The following is a 23,539-nucleotide window of genomic DNA, read 5'->3' on the forward strand; positions in this document are numbered from 1 at the left end:
AGATCGGCAGGTGTGTTCCCTCCCCCACCGGCCCGGCCCCCTGCCGCTCTCCCCTGCCGCTCTCCCCTGCCGATCTCCGCTACGACGAAGCCCGCACCACCAGTTCCGTGGGCAGTACCGCCCGGCGGCGGTCCAGTCCGCGGGACGCGGGCGGGCGGCGGTCGGCGATGTCGGCGAGGAGGAGGTCGATCATCGCGCGGCCCATCTCCTCGATGGGCTGGCGGACGCTGGTGAGCGGTGGGTCCATGTGGCGGGCGATGGCCGAGTCGTCGTAGCCCACCAGGGCCACGTCGTCGGGGATACGGCGGCCCGCCTCCCGCAGCACCTGGCGGGCGCCGGCCGCCATCACGTCCGAGCCGGCGAAGACCGCGTCCAGGTCGGGGTGGTGGGACAGCAGGACCGTCATCGCCCGGCGGCCGCCCTCCTCGGTGAAGTCGCCCGGCTCGATCAGGAGGTCGTCGGCCGGGTGGCCCGCGTCGCGCAGGGCCTCGCGGTAGCCGTCGACGCGGCGCTGGGCACCGTAGACGTCCAGCCGGCCGGTGATGTGCGCGATCCGGCGGCGGCCCCGGGCGAGCAGGTGCTCGACGGCGGAGCGGGCCCCGCCGTAGTTGTCCGAGTCCACCGAGGTGAGCGACTCCGCCGCCGAGCGCGGGCCGCTGATCACGGCGGGGATCTCCAGCTGGGACAGGAGGTCGGGGAGGGGGTCGTCGGCGTGGACGGAGACCAGCAGGACGCCGTCGACGCGGTGGGCCGCCAGGTACTGGGCCAGCCGCTGCCGCTCACGGTCGCTGCCCGCGAAGATCAGCAGCAGCTGCATCTCGGTGTCGGCGAGTTCGGCGCCGACACCGCGCAGCATGTCCGAGAAGTACGGCTCGGCGAAGAACCGGGTCTCCGGCTCCGGGACGACCAGGGCGATGGAGTCGGTGCGGTTGGCCGCGAGGGCGCGGGCGGCGGTGTTGGGGACGTAGCCGAGTTCGGCGACGGCCGCCTCGACCGCGGCGCGGGTGGCGTCGCTGACCCGGGGCGAGCCGTTGATCACCCGGGAGACCGTGCCCCGTCCGACCCCGGCCCGCGCGGCGACCTCTTCGAGCGTGGGCCGCCCTCCGCTCCGGCCCCGCCCGCCGTGGCTTGCCATGGGCTCCGCCTTTCTCGCCGTGTCCTGATTCTGGCTGGAATCTAACAGTCCTGGCCAGAGTGGTGAGCGGTGCCAGGCGGCCCGCGAGGGCAGTTAACAGGCAGATAACTGAACGCGGTTCGCCCTGTCCGTTCCCTTGACACCCCGCCGGGAACCGACGACTCTTCAACACATCACTTGTGGGAGCGCTCCCACAGTACCTGACACCTACACATCCCGCACGTTCCCCGCCCGAGCCGCAGCGAGTACGAACGGGCCCGATTCCAGCAGTTGGCCGGGGGGTCGGTACGTCAGGCAACAGGAGGACGCAATGCGCACGAGCATCCGCCGGTCACGGCGGCTGATGGCCCTCGCGGCCGTGGCCGCGCTGACCACCGGGCTGCTGGCCGGCTGCGCCAACGACTCGGACGACGGCTCGTCGAACGACTCGGGCGGCGACGGCGGTGGCGGCAAGGGCAGGATCACGCTGACCATCGGTACCTTCGGCGTCTTCGGCTACAAGCAGGCCGGCCTCTACGACGAGTACATGAAGCTCCACAAGGACATCAGCATCAAGGAGAACGTCACCACTCGTACCGACGTCTACTGGCCGAAGGTGCTCACCCGCCTCCAGGCCGGCTCCGGCACCGACGACGTCCAGGCCATCGAGGTCGGCAACATCACCGAGGCCGTGCAGACCCAGGCGAACAAGTTCGTCGACCTCGGCAAGGAGGTCGACAAGTCGCAGTGGCTGGACTGGAAGCTCGCGCAGGCCACCACCAAGGACGGCAGGACCATCGGCCTGGGCACGGACATCGGCCCGATGGCGATCTGCTACCGCAAGGACCTGTTCAGGAAGGCCGGTCTGGAGACGGACCGGACCAAGCTGGCCGCCCGGTGGAAGGGCGACTGGGCCAAGTACGTCGACGTGGGCAAGCAGTACATGCAGAAGGCGCCGAACGGCACCAAGTTCGTGGACTCCGCCTCCTCGGTCTACAACGCGGCCCTCGGCGGCGCCGAGACCCGGTACTACGACAAGGACGGCAACGTCGTCTGGGACGAGTCCGCCGGTGTGAAGAAGTCCTGGGACGCGGCGATGGCCGTCGCCACGAGCAACATGTCGGCCAAGCTGAAGCAGTTCGACAAGCCGTGGGACCAGGGCTTCGCCAACGGCACCTTCGCGACCGTGGCCTGCCCGGCCTGGATGATCGGCTACATCGAGCAGAAGTCCGGTGACGCCGGCAAGGGCAACTGGGACGTGGCGGCGGCTCCGACCGCGGCCAACTGGGGCGGCTCCTTCCTCGGCGTGCCGACGGCGGGCAAGCACCAGAAGGAGGCCATCGAGCTGGTGAAGTGGCTGACCGCGCCGGAGCAGCAGGCGAAGGTCTTCGCCAAGCAGGCCAGCTTCCCGTCCACCCCGTCGGCGTACGCGAGCCTGAAGCCGGCCGCCGACACCACGACGTACTTCTCGAACGCGCCGATCACGCAGATCTTCGCCGACTCGGCGAAGACCATCCCGGTCCAGTACTTCGGCGTCAAGGACCAGCCGATCAACAGCGCGCTGACCGACGTCGGCATCCTCCAGGTCGAGCAGAAGGGCAAGTCGCCCGAGCAGGGCTGGGACGCCGCGAAGAACGAGATCAAGGACGTGCTCGGCCAGTGAGCAGCTCCAAGCAGGCTCTCGCGCATCCCGCGTCGAGCGCCGAGGCCGCGCCCGGCACCACGCCGGGCGCGGCCCGGGGCGCTCGCGGTCGCGGTGGGCCGGCGGCGCCCGACTCCTGGCGCAGCCGGCTGTACCGCTGGGACATGAAGGCGTCGCCGTACGCGTTCGTCGCCCCCTTCTTCGTTCTCTTCGGGGCCTTCTCGCTGGTCCCGTTGCTCTACACGGCCTGGTACTCGCTGCACGACGTGCAGCTGTCGGCGCTGGACCACCAGACCTGGGCGGGCCTGGACAACTACAAGAACCTGCTGTCCTCGGACTTCTTCTGGAACGCCCTGAGGAACACCCTGAGCATCGGCGTCATCTCGACCGTGCCGCAGCTGCTGGCGGCGCTCGGGCTCGCGCACCTGCTCAACTACAGGCTGCGCGGCTCGACCGCCTGGCGCGTGGTGATGCTGACCCCGTACGCCACCTCGGTGGCGGCGGCGACCCTGGTGTTCACGCTGCTGTACTCGTGGGACGGCGGCATGGTCAACTGGGTCCTCCACTTCTTCGGCGTGGATCCGGTCAACTGGCGGGAGTCCGACTGGGGTTCGCAGTTCGCGGTGTCGTCCATCGTGATCTGGCGGTGGACCGGGTACAACGCGCTGATCTACCTGGCCGCCATGCAGGCGATCCCGGCCGATCTGTACGAGTCGGCGGCGATCGACGGCGCCAACCGCTGGCAGCAGTTCCGGCACGTGACCATTCCGCAGCTGCGGCCGACGATCCTGTTCACGGTGGTCGTCTCCACCATCGGCGCGACCCAGCTCTTCGGTGAGCCGCTGCTGTTCGGCGGGGTCAGCGGGTCCAAGGGCGGCTCGGAGCACCAGTACCAGACGCTGGGTCTGTACATGTACGACCAGGGCTGGATCATCGGCAACCTCGGCAAGGCGTCCGCGATCGCCTGGTCGATGTTCCTGATCCTGCTGATCGTCGCCGCGGTCAATCTGCTGCTCACCCGACGGCTGAGGAAGTCCCAATGACCACCACTGAAGCGACCCTGCCCCGGGAGGCGGGCCGGCGCCGCGGCCGGATGGGCGCGGGCAAGCAGCTGCACGCGGGCCCGGTGACCTACCTCGTGCTCACCGTGTTCGCGCTGGTCTCGCTCGCCCCGCTGGTGTGGACGGCGATCGCGGCCTCCCGCACCGACCGGCGCCTGGCCCAGACCCCGCCGCCGCTGTGGTTCGGCGGCAATCTCTTCAAGAACCTGGAGGCGGCCTGGGACCAGGCCGGGCTCGGTACCGCCATGCTGAACTCGGTGATCGTGGCGGGCACCATCACGGTGAGCACGGTGCTGTTCTCCACGCTGGCCGGCTTCGCCTTCGCCAAGCTGCGGTTCCGGTTCTCCGGCGTGCTGTTGCTGCTGACCATCGGCACGATGATGATCCCGCCGCAGCTGGCCGTCGTACCGCTGTACCTGTGGATGTCGGACCTGGGCTGGTCGAACCAGCTCCAGACGGTGATCCTGCCGAGCCTGGTGACCGCGTTCGGTACGTTCTTCATGCGGCAGTACCTGGTGCAGGCGCTGCCGACGGAGCTGATCGAGGCGGCCCGGGTGGACGGGGCCAGCAGCCTGCGGATCGTGTGGCACGTGGTCTTCCCGGCCGCGCGGCCGGCGATGGCGGTGCTGGGTCTGCTGACGTTCGTGTTCGCCTGGAACGACTTCCTGTGGCCGATCATCGCCCTGACCCAGCAGAACCCGACCGTGCAGGTGGCCCTGAACTCGCTGGGCACCGGGTACGTCCCCGACCAGGCGGTGATCATGGCGGGGGCGCTGCTCGGAACGCTGCCGCTGCTGGTCGCCTTCCTGCTGTTCGGCAAGCAGATCGTGGGCGGGATCATGCAGGGCGCGATCAAGGGCTGACCCGCCCGTCCACCGTCACGGGGGCCGGGTCACCGCCGTTCCGGCCCCTTCTCCCCACTCATCCGTCGGCCCTTCCGACCGTTCATGGGAGCGCTTCCATGCCTGACTCCGTTTCGTCCGTGACCTTTCCTCCCGCCTTCCTCTGGGGCGCCGCGACCTCGGCGTACCAGATCGAGGGGGCGGTGCGGGAGGACGGCCGCACCCCCTCGATCTGGGACACCTTCAGCCATACGCCGGGCAGGACGGCCGGCGACGAGACGGGGGACGTCGCGGTCGACCACTACCACCGCTACCGCGACGACGTGGCGCTGATGGCGGAGCTGGGCCTGACCGCGTACCGCTTCTCCGTCTCCTGGTCCCGGGTGCAGCCGACGGGCCGGGGGCCGGTGGTCCAGCGGGGGCTGGACTTCTACCGCCGGCTGGTCGACGAGCTGCTGGCGCGGGGCATCAAGCCGGCGCTCACCCTCTACCACTGGGATCTGCCGCAGGAGCTGGAGGACGCGGGCGGCTGGCCGGTGCGGGACACCGCGTTCCGGTTCGCCGAGTACGCCCAGCTCGTCGGGGAGGCGCTCGGGGACCGCGTGGAGCAGTGGATCACCCTCAACGAGCCGTGGTGCAGCGCCTTCCTGGGGTACGGCTCCGGGGTGCACGCGCCCGGGCGCACCGACCCGGCGGCCTCGCTGCGCGCGGCCCACCACCTCAACCTGGGGCACGGGCTGGCCGCGTCGGCCCTGCGGGCGGCGATGCCGGCCCGCAACCAGATCGCGATCAGCCTCAACTCCTCGGTCGTACGGCCGCTCTCCCAGGACCCGGCGGACCTGGCCGCGGCCCGCCGGATCGACGACCTGGCCAACGGCGTCTTCCACGGCCCGATGCTGCACGGCGCGTACCCGTCGTCGCTGCTGGAGGCCACGCGCTCGGTGACCGACTGGTCGTACGTCCTCGACGGCGACGTCCGCACGATCAACGCCCCGCTGGACGCGCTCGGCCTGAACTACTACACGCCGACCCTGGTCTCGGCCGCGTCCGGCGAGGTCAAGGGCCCCCGGGCGGACGGCCACGGCGCCAGCGAGCACTCGCCCTGGCCGGCCGCGGACGACGTCCTCTTCCACCAGACCCCCGGCGACCGTACGGAGATGGGCTGGACGATCGACCCGACCGGCCTGTACGACCTGATCATGCGCTACACGCGCGAGGCGCCGGGCCTGCCCCTGTACGTCACCGAGAACGGCGCGGCCTACGACGACAAGCCCGAGCCCGACGGCCGGGTGCACGACCCCGAGCGGATCGCCTACCTGTACGGGCATCTGGCGGAGGTGCGCCGCGCGATCGCCGACGGCGCCGATGTGCGCGGGTACTACCTGTGGTCCCTGATGGACAACTTCGAGTGGGCGTACGGCTACGGCAAGCGGTTCGGCGCGGTGTACGTGGACTACGCGACGCTGGAGCGGACGCCGAAGTCGAGCGCGCGCTGGTACGCGGAGGCGGCCCGGACGGGGGTGCTGCCGCCGGTGGACTCCGTCGCGTGACAGGTGGGGCGCGGCCCGTCGTGGGAGCGGGCCGCGTCCTCTTCCACCAGCGGGAGGGGGCGTCCGGGCTTTGGCCGGCCGGGGCGGCAGGGGGAACGGGGCGGGGCCCGGCGCACACGATCCGCCGGGCCCCGCCATGCACACATCGGTGCTTCGCGCTATCCCTTGAACGCCCCGAACGCCTTGGCGAAGGCGGACTTCTCCTGGAGGATCGAGCTGCAGGTGGCGTCGGCGGTGGGCTTGGTGCCGCCGGCGCACTGCTGGTCGCGGGCCGCGGACCACATGGACAGCCAGCCCAGGCCCTTGGACCGGGCGAAGTCCACCAGCTGGGTGGCGTCCTCGACCTTGAAGATCTCGGAGGAGACGTCGTTGACGCCGATCATCGGGGTGACGGCGACGGTCTTCCAGGCGGCGGCCTCGGACAGCCCCAGCACGCTCTTGATCTGGGCCTGGGTGGCCGTCGCGGCCTGCTCGGCGTAGGTGCCCATGTCACCGCTGTACGCGGGGCCGTAGTCCATCGCCATGATGTTGACGGTGCTGATCTTCACGCCGTTGGTCTTGGCGTCGGCGAGGAGGTTCACGCCGTCCTGGGTGAGGCCCTCGGGCATCACCGGCAGGGTGAAGGAGACGTCCAGGCCGGGGTGCTGGGCCTGGAGCTTGGCGATGGCCTGGGCGCGGCGGGTGTTGGCCGCGGTGTTGGGCAGCGCGCCGCCCTCGACGTCGAAGTCCACCTTGGTCAGCTTGAACGCGTCGACCGCCTTGCCGTACGCCGCCGCCAGCGCGTCCGCGGAGGAGCAGGTGGTGGCCAGTTCGGAGCCGGAGGCGCCGCCGAAGGAGACCCGGACGTCACCGCCCTTGGCGCGCAGCGAGCCGATCTGCGCGGCCACGGCGTCGCCGGTGAGGTCCGTGACGCCGCCCCACTTGGGGGTGCAGCCGCCGCCGTCGGTGAGGAAGGCGAGGTTGTAGTTCTTCACGCCGGTCGCGTCGGCGGCGCCGAGGAGGTCGAAGGCGGGGTAGAGGCTGGTGTCGACGTAGGGGGCGAAGCCGGCGGAGCCGGGGGTGCCGCTTCCGGTGCTGCCCGTGGGGGTGGGCGTGGCCGTCGTCTTGGTGGGGGTGGGCGTGGGGGTCGTCTTGGTGGGGGTGGGGGCCGGCGTGGTCTGCGTCGGCCGGCCGCTCGGCTCGGGGGTCGCGCCGCCGTCCGCGGAACACTGGGTGTCGTCGACACGACAGCCGGTCGGGTCGCCGCTGCCGCTCACCACGAAGCCGACGGTCACCGACTTGCCGGGGGCCAGGCCGTCGGTGTCCCACTTGGCCGGCTTCACGGTGACGTGCTGACCGCTCACGCTGGACTCGCCGTTCCACAGCGAGCCGAGCTTGGCGCCCGCCGGGAGGTCGAACTCCAGCGTCCAGGTCTTCTCGGCCTGGGCGGTGTTGTTGGTGACGACGTACTGGGCGGAGTAGCCCGTGGACCAGTCGCTGGTCTTGGTGTACGCGGCGTTCACCCCGGCCGCGTTCGCGGTGCCGGTGAGCAGGACCGCGCCGCCGCCCACCACGGCCGCGGTCACCAGGCCGCCTATCGCCTTGTTCCTGCCACTGATCCTGCGCCGGTGCGTACTCATGCGCGTGCCTGCCTTCGCTGTTCACGGGGTGGGGTGCGGCAGCACGCTAGCGACCTGGAATTGGACAAACGGCTTGTTCGGGGCTCTTGTTGAAGACCTTAGGGTTCACTTAAGGAAGGGATCGGGGACGGTTAAAGGTCGAGACCAATTTGCCCGGTCGACGCCTCCGCGTGACCCCCCGCTGCCTGCGCCCCGCCGGTTTGCGCGCGTCCAGCTGGAACCAGACCCGCACCTCCGTGCCACCCAGCACCGAGGCGCCGATGCGGACGTCTCCGCCGGTGGACTCGGCGAGCCGGCGCACGATGTCCAGCCCGAGGCCGGTGGAGCCGGTGGTCCCGGAGCCCCGGCCGCGGGCCATGGCCGCCTCGGGGTCGGGTATGCCGGGGCCCGCGTCGGAGACGAGCACGATCACGGCGTCCTCGCCGTTGTGCACGTCGACCGCGAAGGCGGTGCCCTCGGGGGTGTGCCGGAAGACGTTGCCGAGCAGGGCGTCGAGGGCGGCGGCCAGGTCGGCGCGGGCCACGGGTATGCGCACCGGCCGGTCCACGCCGGCCACCCGCCACTTGCGTCCCTCGTCCTCGGCGAGCGCGGACCAGAACTCCATGCGCTCGCGGACCACTTCGGCCGCGTCGCAGCCGGCGCCGGGTCCGGCGGCGGCCGTCTGCGGCTTGGCCTCACGGGCCGTGCGGATGATGGTGTCGACCTCGCGCTCCAGCTGGGCGACGGCCGCGCGGGTCTGCTCGGCGGCCGGTCCGGCGCCCAGGGAGGCCGCGTTCAGCCGGAGGACGGTGAGCGGGGTGCGCAGCCGGTGCGAGAGGTCGGCGGCCAGTTCCCGCTCGTTGGCGAGGAGCTGCACGACCTGGTCGGCCATGGAGTTGAACGCGGCGGCTGCCAGCCGGAGTTCGGTCGGCCCCTCCTCGCGCACCCGGGCACCCAGCTTGCCCTCGCCCAGCTCGTGCGCGCCCTCGACCAGCCGCCGGGCGGGCAGCACCATGCGCACCCCGAGCCGGTCCGCGACGGCCACCGAGCCGACGATGAGCGCGAGGCCGACGGCCGCGAGCACCGCCCAGGCCGTGCCGACGCCGTTGGTCACCTCGGACTCGGGGACGTACACCTCGACCACCGCGACGCCGGAGCCGAGCGCGACCGGCTGGAGCAGGGTGGAGCCCCCGGGTACGGAGGTGGTGGAGGCACGGCCCAGTCTCCGTACGGCCTCGACGTCGCGGGCGGCGGCGCGCCGCCGGCCGAGGTCGAGCGCGGCCCGGTCGCCGTCGGCGGGCAGGTGGACGGCCATTCCGGAGCCGGCGCCGGCCGAGGCCACCACCCGCTCCAGCTGGTCCCGGTCGGTGGTGATGGACAGGGCGGGCGCGACCGCGGCGGCCTGCCGTTCGGCGCCTGCGAAGGCGCGGTCGCGGGCCATCTCCTTGACGACCAGGCCGAGCGGCACGGCGAAGGCGACCACGACCATCGTGGTGACCGCCAGGCAGACCTTGACCAGTGCCCATCTCATCACGGCACCTGCCCGTCCGCCGCGGGGTCCACGGGGGGTTCGAGCTTCACGCCGACACCGCGCAGGGTGTGCAGATAGCGCGGCCGGGCGGCCGTCTCCCCCAGTTTCCGGCGCAGCCAGGACAGATGGACGTCGATGGTCTGGTCGTCGCCGTAGGACTGCTGCCACACCTCGGCGAGGAGTTCCCTGCGCGGGACGACGACCCCGGGGCGGCCGGCCAGGAAGGCGAGCAGGTCGAACTCGCGGCGGGTGAGGTCGAGCCGGACGCCGTCCAACTCGGCCTGGCGGCGCAGCGGGTCGACGGTCAGGCCGCCGACGCGCAGGACGGCCGGGGGCGGGGTCTCCGCGCCGGCGGAACGGGCCCGGCGCAGTACGGCCGCCATCCGGGCGGAGAGGTGCTCGACGGAGAACGGCTTGGTGAGGTAGTCGTCCGCCCCGGCGTTCAGCAGCCGGACGACCTCCGTCTCGTCGTCCCGGGCGGTGGCGATGATGACGGGCACGTCGGTGATGCCGCGGAGCATCTTCAGGGCCTCGGAGCCGTCCAGGTCGGGCAGTCCGAGGTCCAGGATGACGAGGTCGAAGCGGAAATGGGCGACCTCGCGCAGCGCCTCCAGTGCCGTACCGACGCTGCGCACGGTGTGTGCGGCGTCGGTCAGATGCCGGATGAGCGCCGAGCGTACGAACTGGTCGTCCTCGACCACGAGCACACTTGCCATGCGCCGCACCGTACGCCATGCGGCCGGTCCGGTTGGGCGCCTGTGGATAACCCGGAGCATGTGCACACAGCGGTACTGCTGGGGCAGTATGGCCCGCGATGCGCAGAGGACTCGTACACGTACTGGCGTGGCTGCTCGCGACGGGAGCGGCGGCCACGCTGTCGTGGTGGGGCGTGCACACGGTGATGGCGGGGACGGCGTACGACCCGCCGCGCGCCCTGCCGGTGAAGGCGGCCGACGCGGACAGCCGGGACGTGACCTCGGTGTCCCGGGCGCCCGCTGCGTCCCCGACCCCGTCCCGCGAGCGGACGTCGCCGGCCCCGGCGCGGACGCGCGCCCCGGCCCGCACGCCGAAACCCTCCCCCAGCGCCACGGTCTCCGGCCGGGTCAGGTCCTACGACACCGACGGCGGCCGGGCGGTGTTCGACCTGGGCACCTCCAGCGCGACCCTGGTCTCGGCGACCCCGGGGACCGGCTGGTCCATGCAGGTGTGGAAGACGGAGAGCTGGATCCGGGTGGAGTTCAGCCGGGGCGCGGACCGGGTGTCGGTGTTCTGCACCTGGCACGACGGTCCGCCGCGGGTGGAGGTCGGAACCTACTGAGCCGAACGGCCGCCTCGGCCGACCGGCCGGCGGGGGCGGCCTTCATCGTGGCGCTACGACCACATGCGCGCAGGGGTCACTGGGCGCAGACGACGTAGACGGTGCCGCTGGCCGCGGCGCCGTTGGCCCGCTGGCGGATGTCACCCTTCCAGCCGACCGGCTGGCCGGCGGAGTTCTGGACCGGCTCGGTGCGCGAGACGTACATGCTGTCCGGCACGTCGACGCCGACACCGCCCCCGGTGGCGATGTAGCCGGCCGGGCAGTAGATCGTGGAGGAGCCGGTGGTGAAGTACTGGGACCTGACGGTGGGGTTGGAGACCGCGGCGTTGGCCGTGGACGAGGTGAACGAGTTGAACGCGACCAGGGCGAGGAGGACCGCGGCGACCGCGCCCAGGGCGTAGGCGGTCCGTCGGACAGCTGCGCTCATGACCGTTTCCTTTCGGTTACTACCGAAGTGATGGGCCACCAGATCAGCATCAGCGGCAAAACGACACGCGAAAGCGCCTTGAATTGACGCGGGTTGCACTCATGCAGACCGCTTACGACTGATCCTGATCCGCCCGGCAACCGGTTCGGCCCGGGCCGCGGGGCCCTAGCGAAACACCGAGGGCGGTGGGGCCGGCGAGGCCACCGCGGCCTCGTCCGTCACGGGCAGCGCGCCACCGGTGAAGTCGGTGAGCTGCCTGCCGTGTTCGACCCGGCCGGGGTGCGGGTCGGAGGCCGCGCGGCGGGTGAGGTCGGCGAGCGGCAGCGGGAGGTCGGCGGCGACGAGGATCGCGTTGCCGAAGCGCTTGCCGCGCAGCACGGCCGCGTCGGCGATCAGCGCGAGTTCGCCGAACCGGGCGGCGGCCGTGGCGATCTGGCCGCGCAGGTGCGCGAGCGGAGGCCCGTCGGCCAGGTTGGCCGCGTAGACACCGGAGGGCTTCAGGGCGCGGCGGACCTCGTCCAGGAACTCGGTGGAGGTGAGGTGGGCGGGGGTGCGGGCGCCGCTGAACACGTCCGCGACGACCAGGTCGGCCCAGCCGTCCGGCACCTTCGCCAGGCCCGCGCGCGCGTCGGCGGCGCGCACCCGGATCCGGGCGTTCGGATCCAGGGGCAGCTCACGCCGGACCAGCTGGACCAGGCGCGCGTCCCGCTCCACGACCTGCTGGGTGGAGCGGGGCCGGGTCGCGGCGACGTACCGCGCGAGGGTGAAGGCGCCACCGCCGAGGTGCACGGCGTGCACCGGCCTGCCGGGCGGGGCGACGAGGTCGATGACATGGCCGATGCGGCGCTGGTACTCGAAGGAGAGGTGGGCCGGGTCGTCGAGGTCGACGTGCGACTGGGGTGCCCCGTCGATCAGCAGCGTCCAGGCTCGGCCGCGGTCCGGGTCGGGCACGAGCCGTGCGGTCCCGCCGTCGACCGGCTCCTCGACGGCGGCGGCGGCCGACCCGCGCCGCGTGTTCCTGGACCTGCCCATGGGGCCATTTTCGCAGCTGCCGGGAGCGGTCGCGGCCGCAGGCGGGCGTCAGCGGCAGTTGTCCGCGGCCTCGATGATGCGGGCCGCCTCGCCCAGGGCCCGGCGCAGCACCACCGGGTCGGTGGCGAGGTCGGCCTCACCGGGCGGCAGCAGCCAGTCGGAGCCCTCCACGGGGGGCCAGGGGGCCGGCCACAGCCCGCGGCCGTCCGACTCGGTGCAGGTGCTGCCGGGCACGTCCCAGCCGGCGGCCGTACCGGCCGGGACCAGGAAGCCGAGGGTGCCGCAGCCGTCGTCGTGCAGCACGGGCCCCACCGCGTCCGCGGCTCCCCGTCGCAGGATGTCGACCGCCTCCAGCCCCTGCCGGGTCGGTACCGTCACGAGGTCGCATGCACTGTCGCCCACCGCGAACGCGGACGACGAGGTACAAGGTTCGTTGCTCTGGCTGGTCTCCATGCCGGCCTCCAACACACAGCCCTGTTGCGGTCCATGGTGACCAACGCGCGAAACCGTCAACGGCTACGGCACAAGTGCGCCGCAAAGGATGGCACTTCATGGCAGATCTTGGATGAGATATCCGGTTTGTAGCCAAACACCGCGTGGCGGGCCCTTCACAACAGGTACGTTCATGCCCGCCGGAACCAGGGCGTCCCACGGGCAACTCGTCCCGAAATCATCCCGGTCCCGGCATGGTTCGACGGTTCGCACGAGAGGACCCGGCCATGGCGTCGTCAACCGCGACCTCGTCACAGCCCGAACGGCCAGCCCGGCCGAACCTCGCCTTCCGGCAGTTACGCGGCCGGCGCTCACCGGCCGAGTTCGCGGCGCTGGTACGGCGGGCGGCGCGGGAGATCGGTGAGCGGGTGAGCTGTGACGCGCGCTACATCGGCCGGGTCGAGGCCGGCGAGATCCGCTGCCCCAACTACGCGTACGAACGGGTGTTCCTGCACATGTTCCCCGGCCGCACCCTCGCCGACCTCGGCTTCGCCCCCCGCTCGTCCGTCCGCGGCCGCGCGGCACGTACGGCCGTGGAGGCGACCCGGGAGCGCACCGCGGGCACGGCGTCCGGTGAGTCGTGCGGGGCCGGGGGGCCGTATGACTCCTACGACACGCAGGACACGCACGATCCGCAGGAAACGCACCACCGGTACGAACCGCACGAACCATGTGCGGAAGACCCCCTGAACCACGAGGAGAGCGACGTGCTGCGTCGCGCATTCATGACCGGCGGAGGCGCCACGGTGGCCGCCGCCACACTGGCCCCGCTGGGGCTCGCCACCGGCGCCGCGGCGGCCGAACGGCCGCCGCGGCGGGCCGGAACCCCCGAGGCGGTGGCGCTGGAGGAGGCCGTCCGCCGGATCCGGCTGCTCGACGACCGGCACGGCGCGGACGGCCTCTACCGGCGCGCGGCTGCTCCGCTGCGCGCCGCCTACGCGCTGCTCGACGCCGGTGCCACCCGGCAGACCACCGCCGACCGGCTGCACGCGGGCGCCGGTGAACTCGCCATCTCCGTCGGCTGGCTGGCCCACGACTCCGGGCGCTTCGACGACGCCCGCTCGCACTACGCGGAGGCGCTGGCCACCGCCCGCATGACCGGAGACCCGGCGCTGGAGGCCCACGCCTTCTGCAACACCGCGTTCCTGGCCCGGGACGCCGGGCGCCCCCGGGAGGCGGTCCGGGCCGCGCAGGCCGCACAGCGCGCCGCCCGGCCGCTCGGCTCCGACCGGCTGATGTCCCTGCTCGCGCTGCGCGAGGCGGGCGGCTGGGCGGGGCTGGCCGACCGCACCGCCTGCGCACAGACGCTGGCCCGCGCGCAGGCCCTCTTCGAGCGGGGCCGCTCGGACGCCGACCCCGAGTGGATGAGCTTCTACGGAGAGGCCGAACTGGAGGGACTGGAGGCGCAGTGCTGGTCCACCCTGGGCGACTGGGGGCGGGCGTCCCGGCACGCGCGGCGGGCGGCGCACCTGCAGGATCCGCACTTCACCCGCAACATCGCGCTCTACACCGCGGAGCTGGCCGACGACCTCGCCCGCGAGGGCCGCCCCGACGAGGCGGCGGAGGCGGGGCTGCGGGTGCTGTCGCTGCTGGACCAGGTGCAGTCCTCCCGCATCCAGACGATGCTCGCGGGGACCGCGCGGGTGCTGTTGCCGCACCGGCGGGCCTCCGGGGTGGCGGAGTTCCTGGACCGTCACGCCTCGCTGCCGCGGCGGGTGTAAGGCCCTTCCGGTCCGGGGCGGGAGCCGGGCGTGCCGGCGCGGCGCAGCGCACACCGCCATGGCTGCGCGCCCCTCGGGGGCGCCGGGCGCCCCGTCAGCCCGCCAGGTGCCCCAGGTCGTTCCAGCTCTCGATCGCCGGTTCCCCGTAGGCCCAGCCGAGGACGGACAGCGAGGTCGGGTTCAGCCGTATGCGCGCCGCGAAGTCCAGCGGCAGCCCCAGCCACCGCGCGCCGATCGACCGCAGGATGTGCCCGTGGGCGAAGACCAGGACGTCGCGGTCGGCCGAGCGGGCCCAGGCGACGACCTCGTCCGCGCGCGCGGTGACCTCGGCGAGGGTCTCGCCCTCCGGGACCCCGTCCCGCCAGATCAGCCAGCCGGGCCGGACGGCCTGGATCTCGGCCGGGGTCATGCCCTCGTACGCGCCGTAGTCCCACTCCATGAGCGTGTCCCAGGTCGTGGCCCGGTCGCCGAAGCCGGCCAGTTCGCACGTCTCCCGCGCGCGGGACAGCGGACTGGTGCGCACCTGCGCGTCCGCCAGCCCGTCCAGCGGCGCCCGGTGCAGCCGCTCGCCGAGCAGCTTGGCCCCGCGCCGCCCCTCCTCCAGCAACGGCACGTCGGTCCTGCCGGTGTGCTTGCCGGACAGCGACCAGGCCGTCTGTCCGTGCCGGGCCAGCAGGATGCGCGGTGCCATGCGAGACCTCTCCGGGGAGCGAGGGGATCCGGGACGAGGACCCGGAACAAGTGGATGCGGTCCCTCCATCATCGCGCACCCCGGTCCCGGGCAACCCGCCGGGCGATCCCGGCGTCTTCGTGGACTGGAAACGCAACGAAGTGTCCGGAGCTCCCCTCATGGGCCGAGGAGCGACACCGTAAAGTGGCACGGTCGCCCGCCGGGGCGCCGCACAGCAGAAGGGGGAGGGCGATCGGATGCCGCAGACCGAGACACCGGGCACCGAGGTGGTCCCGCGAACCCGGCTGCGCTGGTGGACCGAGCTGCCCCTGATCCTGCTGGTCTACGGCTGCTACTCGGCCGGCCGGCTCCTCGCGCGCGGTGACGTCGGCAGCGCCGTCGACCACGGCGTGGCGATCCTGCGCATCGAGAAGGCCCTGCACCTCGACGCCGAGCACCCGCTCAACCGGCTGTTCACGCGCGAGGCCTGGCTCGGGGTGCCCGCCGACTTCTGGTACGCCTCGCTGCACTACCTGGTCACGCCGGTCGTCCTCGTCTGGCTGTTCCGGACCCGCGCCGGGCACTACCGGGCGGCCCGCACCTGGCTGATGACGTCCACGTTCCTCGGCCTGATCGGCTTCACCCTGCTGCCGACCTGCCCGCCCCGCCTGCTCTCCGCCGGCCACGGCTTCGTGGACACGATGGCCCAGTACAGCTCGTACGGCTGGTGGGGCGGCGAGGCCAGCGCCCCGCGCGGCATGGGCGGCATGACCAACCAGTACGCGGCGATGCCGAGTCTGCACGTGGGCTGGGCGCTGTGGTGCGGGGTCATGCTGTGGCGGTACGGCGGCACCCGCCTGGCGAAGGTCCTCGGTGTCCTCTACCCGCTGCTCACCGCGATCGTGGTCATGGGCACCGCCAACCACTACTTCCTGGACGCGGCCGCGGGCGTCGCCGTGATGGGCGTCGGCCTCCTGCTGGCGCCGCGCGTGATGCGGGCCGCGGACCTGGTCCGCATCCGGCTGTCCCGCGGCACCGCACCGGTCCCCGACGGCACGGGGTCCCCGATTGTCAGTGCCGGATGCCAGACTTCGGCGGGTGAGCGAATTCCACGGCAGCGCGCGTCGCGGCTCGACCCCGCGGCCGGACCGGACGCCTCCCCCAGCGACGCGGGCGAAGGGACTCCGGCACCGGCTCGCTGAGCTGCGCGGTCCCGATGTACCCGCCAAGGCCCTGGACGCCCGTGCCCTCGCCGCGCTCGCCGCGAACCCCGGGTGCGCGCGGCGGGCCGTCCTGGACGGCGCCGGGGTGGACAAGGCCCGGCTGGCGACCGCACTGGGCGCGCCGTCCGGTTTCGGCCAGTCGCAGTTCGCGCTGACCCGGGGCAACGCGTTCGAGGCGCGGGTGAAGGCGGACGGCGGCGCGGAGCTGCTGCGGCTGGTGCACACCCGGCTCGACCCGGGCGCCGAGCCGCCCGCCGGGGCGGCCGTGCCCGACCTGAGCGCGCACGGCCCCGAGGGCCGTACGGCCCGTACGGCGCTGGCGCTGCGCGAGGCCACGCGGGCCGGCGGCTGGACGCTGCTGGACCATCCGATGCTCGCCCTGGACGTGGCGGGTTCGCCCGCCTTCCTGGAGCCGGACGCGGTGGTGGTGCACCCGGACGGCAGCTGGTCGGTGGTGGAGATCAAGTCCTTCCCGATGGTGGACGGTTCCGCGGACCCGGCGAAGGTGGGCGCGGCGGCCCGGCAGGCAGCGGTGTACGTGCTCGCCCTGGAGGAGGTCGCGGCGCGGCTGGATCCCGCCCCGCGCGTGCGGCACCGGGTGCTGCTGGTGTGCCCGAAGGACTTCTCGAACCTGCCCGCCGGTTCCGCCGTCGACATCCGCAGGCAGCGCGCCGTCACGGCTCGCCAGCTGGCCCGGCTCACCCGCATCGAGGAACTCGCCGGCGCGCTGCCCGAGGGCACGTGCTTCGCGCCCGACCGGCCCGCCGAGGAACTGACGGCGGCCGTGGAGGCGGTGCCGGCGACCTACGCGCCGGAGTGCCTGTCCGCGTGCGAACTGGCCTTCCACTGCCGGGACCGGGCCCGCGCGGCCGGCGCGGTCACCCGCCTCGGCCGGCCGCTGCGGGCCGAACTGGGCGGCCTGGCCACGGTCGAGGAGGTGCTGGCCGCCGCCCGCGGCGAGAGCGGCGACCCGGACGACCCGGCGGTGGCCGCCCTGCGCAGGGCCGCGGCCCTGCGCGCGGAGGCGCTGGCCGCCGCCGCGGAGGTGACCGCGTGTCCCTGATCACCACGCTCGCCCGGCTGGAGGCCGTCGGCAGCGGCCGGGCGCAGCCCGCGGCCACGGTCCGCCACCGGCATCTGTCCGAACGTCCGCTGGTCTTCGTGCCGCTCATCACCGCCGGTGAGACCGGTGCCCCGCTCGGCGCGCTGGTCGGCACCGACCGGGACGCGCCCCGCCTGCTGGTCGTACCGCAGCCCCGCGACCGCGACCTGCGCTTCACGTTCCTGGCCGACCTGGCCGACATCGTCCTGCCGTACATCGACGGGTACGCGCAGTCGGTGGAGGCGGCCGAGCGCACCGAGACCGACCCGCAGACCGGCAAGCGGGTCAAGGTGGCGGCCGAGCTGTGCGCGGACGCGCCCCAGCTCATCGTGCCGAGCCGTACGGGCCTGGACCTCGTCCGGCTGCTGGGCCGCTCGATGCGGTTCCGGCGCACCGCCGAACAGGACCCGGACGCGCCCTACCCGGCGCCGCCCCGGGTGCCGCTGCTCGGCCGCTGGCTGACCCACTACGGCGAGCGGGCCCGGGTCCCCGGCTCCTCGCTGCTGCTCGCCCTGACCGACGTGCTGTCCCGGCACTGGGCGACCGGCCAGTCCGGTCTGGAGGACCAGCACCTGGGCGCGCTGCTCGCCTGGATCGACCCCCCGGAGGGCGTGTCCGGCGCCGAGGCCGCCCGCCGGGCCGAACTCGCCCGGGACGCCGACGGGCAGCTGCTGTGCCCGCCGGCCGGCCCCGCCACCGACCCGGCGTTCGACAACAGGCTGCTGGCCCCGGCGATCGAGCGCTACGACCGCGCGCGGACCGCCCTGGCCGCCGCCGAGGATCCGCTGGAGGCCGACGGCCGGCTGGCCGCGCTCAGCAGGGCCGAGCGGGAGATCCGCGATCTGGTCGAGAGCCGCACCCGGCCCACCTGGGACGCGGTGTGGCGGGGCCTGGACCTGCTGCGGGCGCTGCCGGAGGGCGCGCACGTGGAGGGGCGCTGGACCCGGGACCGCTGGTCGTTCACCGCGCACCGGGACCGGGTGCTGGCCGGGGAGCCGCCGCAGCCGCGCCGGGACGACGCGGTGACGGCGGCGAACAAGCTGGCCACGCGCGAGCGGGAACAGGCCCGGCTGGAGGCGCAGGAGGCGCTGGACGATCCGCTGGTGATGGCGGGGCGGCGGCTGGCCGGGGAGGCGTTCGCGGGCGAGGTGACCGGCGTCGAGACGGCGTACAGCGAGGGCAGGCGGCCGAGCCCGCGCCCGCTGGTGACGGTCCGCACGGAGGACCGGCCGCATCTCGCGGAGCGGGCGCGGGTGTACCGCTCGCTGGGCGGCAGGCCGCAGTCGGCGGAGTTCGTCGGTCAGGAGGCCGAGGGCGTCCTCGTCCTGCGGATCCTGGACCGGATGGGCCGCGGCAAGGAGCCCGAGCCCGGGTCGGTGCCGGAGAAGGGCGACCGGGTCTGCTTCACGCTCTTCGAGCACGAGCAGCGCGGCGGCGCGAAGCTGCCCGACCCCGAGGAGACCCCCTGGACGCACGGCGGCCCGCCGGGCGAACCGGCGCCGGAGGCTCCCGACCCCGTGACCGAGGAGGACGTGCTGTGACGACCGTCGACTTCGACCCCGGAGCCGAGGCCGCCCGCGCAACCGACGCGATCCTGCACGACACGCTGCACGGCGACCGGCGGGGCGTGGTGGTGGACTCGCCGCCGGGCGCCGGCAAGTCGACCCTGGTGGTCCGCGCGGCCCTCGAACTCGCCGGTGCGGGCCGCCCGCTGATGGTGGTGGCCCAGACCAACGCCCAGGTCGACGACCTGGTCCTGCGGCTCGCCGAGAAGAACCCGGACCTGCCCGTGGGCCGTCTGCACAGCAGCGACGCCGACGCGTACGACAAGGCGCTGGACGCCCTGCCGCAGGTCCGTACGTCGGCGAAGGCGGCCGATCTGAACGGCCTGCCGGTCGTCCTGTCCACCGCCGCGAAGTGGGCGCACGTGAAGGCGGACGAGCCGTGGCGGCACGCGATCGTGGACGAGGCGTACCAGATGCGCTCGGACTCCCTGCTCGCCGTGGCGGGCCTGTTCGAGCGGGCGCTGTTCGTGGGCGATCCCGGGCAGCTGGACCCCTTCTCCATCGTCGGCAGCGAGCAGTGGGCGGGTCTGTCGTACGACCCGTCGGCGTCCGCCGTCACCACCCTGCTCGCCCACAACCCGGACCTGCCCCAGCACCGGCTCCCGGTCTCCTGGCGTCTGCCGGCCTCGGCGGCGCCCCTGGTCTCGACGGCGTTCTATCCCTACACCCCCTTCCGCAGCGGCACGTCCCACGACGACCGCCGCCTGACCTTCGCGGTCCCCTCCGACGGTTCCGGCCCGGACCGGGTGATCGACGAGGCCGCGGAGTCCGGCTGGGGTCTGCTGGAGCTGCCCGCCCGGCACACCCCGCGCACGGATCCGGAGGCGGTACGGGCGGTCGCGGCGGTCGTCCGGCGCCTGCTGGACCGGGGCGGCGCGGCGGTCTCGGAGCGCGCACCGGAGCCGGCGCCGCTCACCGCGGACCGGATCGCCGTCGGCACCGCCCACCGCGACCAGGCGGCGGCGGTCCGTGCGGCCCTGTCCGACCTCGGCGTGCCGGACGTGACCGTCGACACCGCGAACCGGCTCCAGGGCCGCGAGTACGACGTCACGGTCGTCCTGCACCCGCTCTCCGGCCGCCCCGACGCAACCGCGTTCCACCTGGAGACCGGCCGCCTGTGCGTGCTGGCGTCCCGCCACCGCCACGCCTGCATCGTGGTCTGCCGCGCCGGCGTGACCGACCTCCTGGACGACTACCCCTCCACAGAGCCGGTCCAGCTGGGCACGCTGGTGAAGTTCCCGGACGGCTGGGAGGCCAACCACGCGGTCCTCGCCCACCTGGCGGAACACCGGGTGAGCCAACGCTGAGGACACGCTCCCCGGGACCCGTACCTGGGCGGAACACCCGGTGAGCCGGCGGTGGTGACACGCTCCCCGGGCGCCTCACGGAATAAGCGGAGACTCCCTCCTGTTAGCACCGGGACAGCTCACGCTCGGGAACAGGAGGCCCACACCGTGGTGGCAGACGAGGCAGACGAGATCCGGGGGACGCGTCGGGGCGCCGCCCCCGCCCCCCTCTCCGTACTGGACCTGGTGACCGTCGGCGCGGGCAGTACCGCGAGCGAAGCCCTGCGCACCAGCGTCGCGCTCGCCCGGCTCACGGAGTCCCGCGGCTTCCACCGGTACTGGGTCGCCGAGCACCACTCCATGCCCGGTGTGGCCTCCTCCTCGCCCGCCGTGATCCTCGCCCACCTCGCCGCCCACACCGACCGCATCCGGCTCGGCTCGGGCGGCGTCATGCTGCCCAACCACGCCCCGCTGGTGATCGCGGAGCAGTTCGGCACGCTGGAGGCCATGGCGCCGGGGCGGATCGACCTGGGCCTGGGCCGGGCGCCGGGCACGGACGGGGCCACCGCCGCCGCGCTGCGCCGTAGCGACACCCTCAACGAGGGCGCCGACGACTTCCCGCAGCAGCTCGCGGAGCTGACCCGGTTCCTGGACGACAGCTTCCCGGACGGGCACCCGTACGGCCGTATCCACGCGATCCCCGGCCCGGTGCAGGGAACCACCCCCGGCGGCGTCCAGTCCCCGCACCGCCCGCCGATCTGGCTGCTCGGCTCCTCCGGCTTCAGCGCCCGGCTGGCCGGCATGCTGGGCCTGCCGTTCGCCTTCGCGCACCACTTCTCCGCGCAGAACACCATCCCGGCCCTGGACCTGTACCGGCAGACCTTCCGGCCCTCCGCCGTGCTGACCGAGCCGTACGCCCTCATCGGCGTCTCGGCGATCGCCACGGACGACGAGCGGGAGGCCCGCCGGCAGACCCGCGCGGTGGCGCTGAACATGCTCCGGCTGCGCACCGGCCGCCCGGGCCTGTTCCCGGACCCGAAGGACGTCGAGAGTTACGAGTTCAGCCCGATGGAGGAGGAGTTCGTCGCCTCCTGGACGGCCAACATCGTGCACGGCACCGCCGACGAGGTGCGCGCCGGCCTGGACGATCTGCACAAGCGCACCGGCGCCGACGAGCTGATGCTCACCTCGCACGCGCACCGCGGTGAACTGCGCCTGCGCTCGTACGAGTTGATCGCGGACGCCTACGGGTTGCCGACCGCGTAGGCCTGCTCCCCCAGCAGCTCGGAGATACGATCCGGCGACACCGGGCGGGAGTACAGCCAGCCCTGGCCGGTGTCGCAGCCGATCCGGCGCAGCCGGGTGGCCTGCGCCGAGGTCTCCACGCACTCCGCGGTGACCGTCAGGCCGAGCCGGTGGGCGAGCTGGATCATCGCCTCCACGATGACCTCGTCGGCCGGGTTGGGGGCGACCGCCTTCTTGTCGCCCTCGTACTGGAAGCCGCGGACGAAGGAGCCGTCCAGTTTCAGCGTGGACACCGGCAGCCGGCTCAGGTAGGCGAGGTTCGAGTAGCCGGTGCCGAAGTCGTCGATGGCGATGCGCACCCCCATGTCGCTCAGGGCCTGCAGCGCCTGGAGCGGGCGGCCCGCCGAGCCCATCACCGCGGACTCGGTCAGCTCCAGCTGGAGCAGATGCGGGGCGAGCCCGGTCTCGGCGAGAACCTCCGCCACGTCGGCGACCAGGTCCGAGTCCCACACCTGCCGTACGGCGACGTTCACGCTGACGAAGATGGGCGGTTCGCCGGGGCGGTCCAGCTGCCAGCGGCGGGCCTGCCGGCAGGCGGTGGCGAGCGCCCAGCGGCCGAGCTGCACGATCGAGCCGTCCTCCTCCGCCAATCCGATGAACCGATTCGGCGTCAACGTGCCGAACTGCGGGTGATGCCAGCGGATCAGCGCCTCCACGCCGTTGAGCCGGCCGTCCTCCATGGCCACCAACGGCTGGTAGTCGAGGACGAACTCCCCGCGCTCGATGGCGGGGCGAAGGGTGGAGGACAGCGCCTGACGGGTCATCCGGTGGGCGTTGCGCTCGGGGTCGAACAGCGTCCAGCGGGCCTTGCCGTCGGCCTTCGCCCAGTACAGCGTCGTATCGGCCGCCTGCATCAGGCCCGTTGCCGTCGTACCGGCCGCATGCCGCTCGACGACGCCGATGGACGCGGTCAACGACAAGCGCTGGCCCGCCAGATCGAAGGGTTCCTCCAGTGTCTTCAGCGCGGACTCGGCGAGGTCGGCGAGTTGTTCGGTGCCGGTGGAGGCCTCCACCAGCAGCGCGAACTCGTCGCCGCCGAGCCGGGCCACGAGGGGGGTTGCCGCGCGGGCGTACCCGGCCTCGTCGGCGACGCGGGTGAGGCGTTCGGCCACGGCCGCCAGGAGCCGGTCGCCGACACGGTGGCCGAGGGTGTCGTTGACGGCCTTGAAGCCGTCGAGGTCCAGGTAGCACAGGCCGATCCGGCCGGTGCCGCTCTGCTCGTACGACTCCGCTTCCAGCGCGGCCGTCAGGCGCTCGAAGAACAGTGTGCGGTTGGGCAGCCGGGTCACCGGGTCGTGCATCTGCAAGTGCCGCAGCTGCGCCTGGAGTTCGCGGCGCGAGCTGATGTCGGTGACCGACATCAGGACGCCGGGCTCGCCGTCGGCCAGCGGGGCGACGGCGACCTGCACCCACACCGAGTGCCCCTCGGGACGTTTGAGGCGGCGGGTGCAGCGCAGACGGGCCTGCCGGCCGCGCAGCACCTCGCGGTAGGAGTGCCAGCTACGGGCGTCGGCGGCCAGGTCCACCAGGTCGGCGGCGACCCGCCCGACGAGGGTGTCCGGGTCGGTGCCGAGCAGCTCGCCGAGGGCGGCGTTGGCGCTGACGACGTATCCCTCCGGGGCCACGACCGCCATGGCGAGCGGCGCGGTCGCGAAGACACGGTGGTAGGTGGTGTAGTGACTGTCTGTGACGGCCGACCGGTCGAGGTCTGCCGCGGGCGTCGGCCCTTCGGACGTTCCGCTCACCGCTCGCTCCCGCAGTGCACTCGATCTCTGTCCGTGCCGGAAAGTGTGCCGATCATAGAGGCTGGCCCCGGGCCCTTCCAGCCACTGTCCAGTGTCCCGGACCGACCACAGGTTCTGACAGATCGTTTCTGCCCGCACCTGGACAGGTTCTACAGGCCCCCCGACCAGTTGTGACGTTCCGTGAGTGTTTCGGGGTGTCGAGCGCCGGGGCGCGCCGGTGTACGGCGGGGGCGCGCTCACCCTTCTGGTGCAGGCAAACAGGGCAGAACACATCAAATGCCAGCAATCTGGGTGCGGGTCCCGCGAACCGCACCC

At 73.2% G+C, this 23,539-nt stretch carries 20 protein-coding genes; 11 read left to right on the forward strand and 9 right to left on the reverse strand.

What is annotated here, in order from left to right; genetic code table 11:
* Positions 1-79: 79 nt before the first annotated feature.
* The gene (locus S1361_RS15320; RefSeq protein ID WP_208032406.1) at positions 80-1,135 is read right to left on the reverse strand and encodes a LacI family DNA-binding transcriptional regulator; all 1,056 of its coding nucleotides are present in this window, start codon (positions 1,133-1,135) and stop codon (positions 80-82) included.
* Positions 1,136-1,445: 310 nt separating this feature from the next.
* On the opposite strand from S1361_RS15320, the gene S1361_RS15325 reads away from it, so the two are divergent.
* The 4 genes from S1361_RS15325 (at position 1,446) to S1361_RS15340 (ending at position 6,209) form a co-directional block, all read left to right on the forward strand.
* Positions 1,446-2,777 (forward strand): ABC transporter substrate-binding protein, encoded by a 1,332-nt coding sequence (locus S1361_RS15325; protein ID WP_208032407.1) that lies wholly within the window; start codon positions 1,446-1,448, stop codon positions 2,775-2,777.
* The gene (locus tag S1361_RS15330; protein ID WP_208032408.1) at positions 2,774-3,799 is read left to right on the forward strand and encodes a carbohydrate ABC transporter permease; all 1,026 of its coding nucleotides are present in this window, start codon (positions 2,774-2,776) and stop codon (positions 3,797-3,799) included. The genes S1361_RS15325 and S1361_RS15330 overlap by 4 nt, the downstream gene beginning before the upstream one ends.
* Complete coding sequence (locus S1361_RS15335) at positions 3,796-4,680, forward strand: carbohydrate ABC transporter permease (protein ID WP_208032409.1); 885 nt, start codon at positions 3,796-3,798, stop codon at positions 4,678-4,680. Before S1361_RS15330 ends, S1361_RS15335 begins: the two co-directional genes overlap by 4 nt.
* Positions 4,681-4,778: 98 nt before the next feature.
* Positions 4,779-6,209 (forward strand): GH1 family beta-glucosidase, encoded by a 1,431-nt coding sequence (locus S1361_RS15340; protein ID WP_208032410.1) that lies wholly within the window; start codon positions 4,779-4,781, stop codon positions 6,207-6,209.
* Between the two features lie 158 nt (positions 6,210-6,367).
* Here the strand turns inward: S1361_RS15340 and S1361_RS15345 are convergent, their stop codons facing one another.
* The 3 genes from S1361_RS15345 to S1361_RS15355 form a co-directional block, all read right to left on the reverse strand.
* Positions 6,368-7,828: a glycoside hydrolase family 18 protein gene (locus S1361_RS15345; protein WP_208032411.1), complete on the reverse strand. Its 1,461-nt coding sequence runs from the start codon at positions 7,826-7,828 to the stop codon at positions 6,368-6,370.
* Positions 7,829-7,937: 109 nt separating this feature from the next.
* Positions 7,938-9,338 carry a sensor histidine kinase gene (locus tag S1361_RS15350; RefSeq protein ID WP_208032412.1) on the reverse strand — a complete coding sequence of 467 codons (1,401 nt, stop codon included), beginning with the start codon at positions 9,336-9,338 and terminating at the stop codon, positions 7,938-7,940.
* A complete protein-coding gene (locus tag S1361_RS15355; RefSeq protein ID WP_208032413.1) occupies positions 9,338-10,054 on the reverse strand; it encodes a response regulator transcription factor in 717 nt (238 codons plus the stop codon). Before S1361_RS15355 ends, S1361_RS15350 begins: the two co-directional genes overlap by 1 nt.
* A 98-nt stretch (positions 10,055-10,152) precedes the next feature.
* Here S1361_RS15355 and S1361_RS15360 point away from each other — a divergent pair, with 98 nt between their 5' ends.
* Positions 10,153-10,656, forward strand: a complete 504-nt coding sequence (locus S1361_RS15360; protein ID WP_208032414.1) for a hypothetical protein — start codon at positions 10,153-10,155, stop codon at positions 10,654-10,656.
* 76 nt (positions 10,657-10,732) lie between these two features.
* On the opposite strand, the gene S1361_RS15365 is transcribed toward S1361_RS15360, so the two are convergent.
* The 3 genes from S1361_RS15365 to S1361_RS15375 all read right to left on the reverse strand — a co-directional run bounded on the left by S1361_RS15365 (position 10,733) and on the right by S1361_RS15375 (position 12,568).
* Positions 10,733-11,083, reverse strand: a complete 351-nt coding sequence (locus tag S1361_RS15365; protein ID WP_208032415.1) for a hypothetical protein — start codon at positions 11,081-11,083, stop codon at positions 10,733-10,735.
* A 165-nt stretch (positions 11,084-11,248) separates the two neighbouring features.
* Entirely contained in the window at positions 11,249-12,115 is an 867-nt protein-coding gene (locus S1361_RS15370) for a spermidine synthase (RefSeq protein WP_208032416.1), read from the reverse strand.
* Between the two features lie 48 nt (positions 12,116-12,163).
* Complete coding sequence (locus S1361_RS15375; RefSeq protein WP_243769181.1) at positions 12,164-12,568, reverse strand: hypothetical protein; 405 nt, start codon at positions 12,566-12,568, stop codon at positions 12,164-12,166.
* A 266-nt stretch (positions 12,569-12,834) separates the two neighbouring features.
* Between S1361_RS15375 and S1361_RS15380 the strand changes: the two genes are divergently transcribed.
* On the forward strand, positions 12,835-14,328 hold the full coding sequence (locus S1361_RS15380) for an NsdA family TPR-like regulatory protein (protein ID WP_208032418.1): 1,494 nt from the start codon (positions 12,835-12,837) through the stop codon (positions 14,326-14,328).
* A gap of 94 nt (positions 14,329-14,422) precedes the next feature.
* Here S1361_RS15380 and S1361_RS15385 read toward each other — a convergent pair whose 3' ends face one another.
* Positions 14,423-15,019, reverse strand: a complete 597-nt coding sequence (locus S1361_RS15385) for a histidine phosphatase family protein (RefSeq protein ID WP_208032419.1) — start codon at positions 15,017-15,019, stop codon at positions 14,423-14,425.
* Between the two features lie 236 nt (positions 15,020-15,255).
* On the opposite strand from S1361_RS15385, the gene S1361_RS15390 reads away from it, so the two are divergent.
* From S1361_RS15390 to S1361_RS15410, 5 genes are all read left to right on the forward strand, one after another.
* Complete coding sequence (locus tag S1361_RS15390; RefSeq protein WP_208032420.1) at positions 15,256-16,200, forward strand: phosphatase PAP2 family protein; 945 nt, start codon at positions 15,256-15,258, stop codon at positions 16,198-16,200.
* Positions 16,097-17,284, forward strand: a complete 1,188-nt coding sequence (locus S1361_RS15395) for a hypothetical protein (protein ID WP_425086620.1) — start codon at positions 16,097-16,099, stop codon at positions 17,282-17,284. Before S1361_RS15390 ends, S1361_RS15395 begins: the two co-directional genes overlap by 104 nt.
* Positions 17,275-18,864 carry a hypothetical protein gene (locus tag S1361_RS15400; protein WP_208032421.1) on the forward strand — a complete coding sequence of 530 codons (1,590 nt, stop codon included), beginning with the start codon at positions 17,275-17,277 and terminating at the stop codon, positions 18,862-18,864. The genes S1361_RS15395 and S1361_RS15400 overlap by 10 nt, the downstream gene beginning before the upstream one ends.
* On the forward strand, positions 18,861-20,195 hold the full coding sequence (locus S1361_RS15405; protein ID WP_208032422.1) for an AAA domain-containing protein: 1,335 nt from the start codon (positions 18,861-18,863) through the stop codon (positions 20,193-20,195). Before S1361_RS15400 ends, S1361_RS15405 begins: the two co-directional genes overlap by 4 nt.
* 147 nt (positions 20,196-20,342) lie before the next feature.
* Positions 20,343-21,440 carry an LLM class flavin-dependent oxidoreductase gene (locus S1361_RS15410; protein WP_208032423.1) on the forward strand — a complete coding sequence of 366 codons (1,098 nt, stop codon included), beginning with the start codon at positions 20,343-20,345 and terminating at the stop codon, positions 21,438-21,440.
* Here the strand turns inward: S1361_RS15410 and S1361_RS15415 are convergent.
* Positions 21,419-23,224: a putative bifunctional diguanylate cyclase/phosphodiesterase gene (locus S1361_RS15415; RefSeq protein WP_208032424.1), complete on the reverse strand. Its 1,806-nt coding sequence runs from the start codon at positions 23,222-23,224 to the stop codon at positions 21,419-21,421. The two genes, S1361_RS15410 and S1361_RS15415, sit on opposite strands and share 22 nt — an antisense overlap.
* Positions 23,225-23,539 lie beyond the last annotated feature (315 nt).

The organism is Streptomyces cyanogenus, assembly GCF_017526105.1.
In the GTDB taxonomy this organism is placed as follows: Bacteria; Actinomycetota; Actinomycetes; order Streptomycetales; family Streptomycetaceae; genus Streptomyces; species Streptomyces cyanogenus.

What these genes read in the sequence shown, in the direction of transcription:
- S1361_RS15320 (WP_208032406.1), bottom strand. Translation starts at nt 1,135, where the DNA reads ATGGCAAGCCACGGCGGGCGGGGCCGGAGCGGAGGGCGGCCCACGCTC.
- S1361_RS15325 (WP_208032407.1), top strand. Translation starts at nt 1,446, where the DNA reads ATGCGCACGAGCATCCGCCGGTCACGGCGGCTGATGGCCCTCGCGGCC.
- S1361_RS15335 (WP_208032409.1), top strand. Translation starts at nt 3,796, where the DNA reads ATGACCACCACTGAAGCGACCCTGCCCCGGGAGGCGGGCCGGCGCCGC.
- S1361_RS15340 (WP_208032410.1), top strand. Translation starts at nt 4,779, where the DNA reads ATGCCTGACTCCGTTTCGTCCGTGACCTTTCCTCCCGCCTTCCTCTGG.
- S1361_RS15345 (WP_208032411.1), bottom strand. Translation starts at nt 7,828, where the DNA reads ATGAGTACGCACCGGCGCAGGATCAGTGGCAGGAACAAGGCGATAGGC.
- S1361_RS15350 (WP_208032412.1), bottom strand. Translation starts at nt 9,338, where the DNA reads ATGAGATGGGCACTGGTCAAGGTCTGCCTGGCGGTCACCACGATGGTC.
- S1361_RS15355 (WP_208032413.1), bottom strand. Translation starts at nt 10,054, where the DNA reads ATGGCAAGTGTGCTCGTGGTCGAGGACGACCAGTTCGTACGCTCGGCG.
- S1361_RS15360 (WP_208032414.1), top strand. Translation starts at nt 10,153, where the DNA reads ATGCGCAGAGGACTCGTACACGTACTGGCGTGGCTGCTCGCGACGGGA.
- S1361_RS15365 (WP_208032415.1), bottom strand. Translation starts at nt 11,083, where the DNA reads ATGAGCGCAGCTGTCCGACGGACCGCCTACGCCCTGGGCGCGGTCGCC.
- S1361_RS15370 (WP_208032416.1), bottom strand. Translation starts at nt 12,115, where the DNA reads ATGGGCAGGTCCAGGAACACGCGGCGCGGGTCGGCCGCCGCCGCCGTC.
- S1361_RS15375 (WP_243769181.1), bottom strand. Translation starts at nt 12,568, where the DNA reads ATGGAGACCAGCCAGAGCAACGAACCTTGTACCTCGTCGTCCGCGTTC.
- S1361_RS15380 (WP_208032418.1), top strand. Translation starts at nt 12,835, where the DNA reads ATGGCGTCGTCAACCGCGACCTCGTCACAGCCCGAACGGCCAGCCCGG.
- S1361_RS15385 (WP_208032419.1), bottom strand. Translation starts at nt 15,019, where the DNA reads ATGGCACCGCGCATCCTGCTGGCCCGGCACGGACAGACGGCCTGGTCG.
- S1361_RS15390 (WP_208032420.1), top strand. Translation starts at nt 15,256, where the DNA reads ATGCCGCAGACCGAGACACCGGGCACCGAGGTGGTCCCGCGAACCCGG.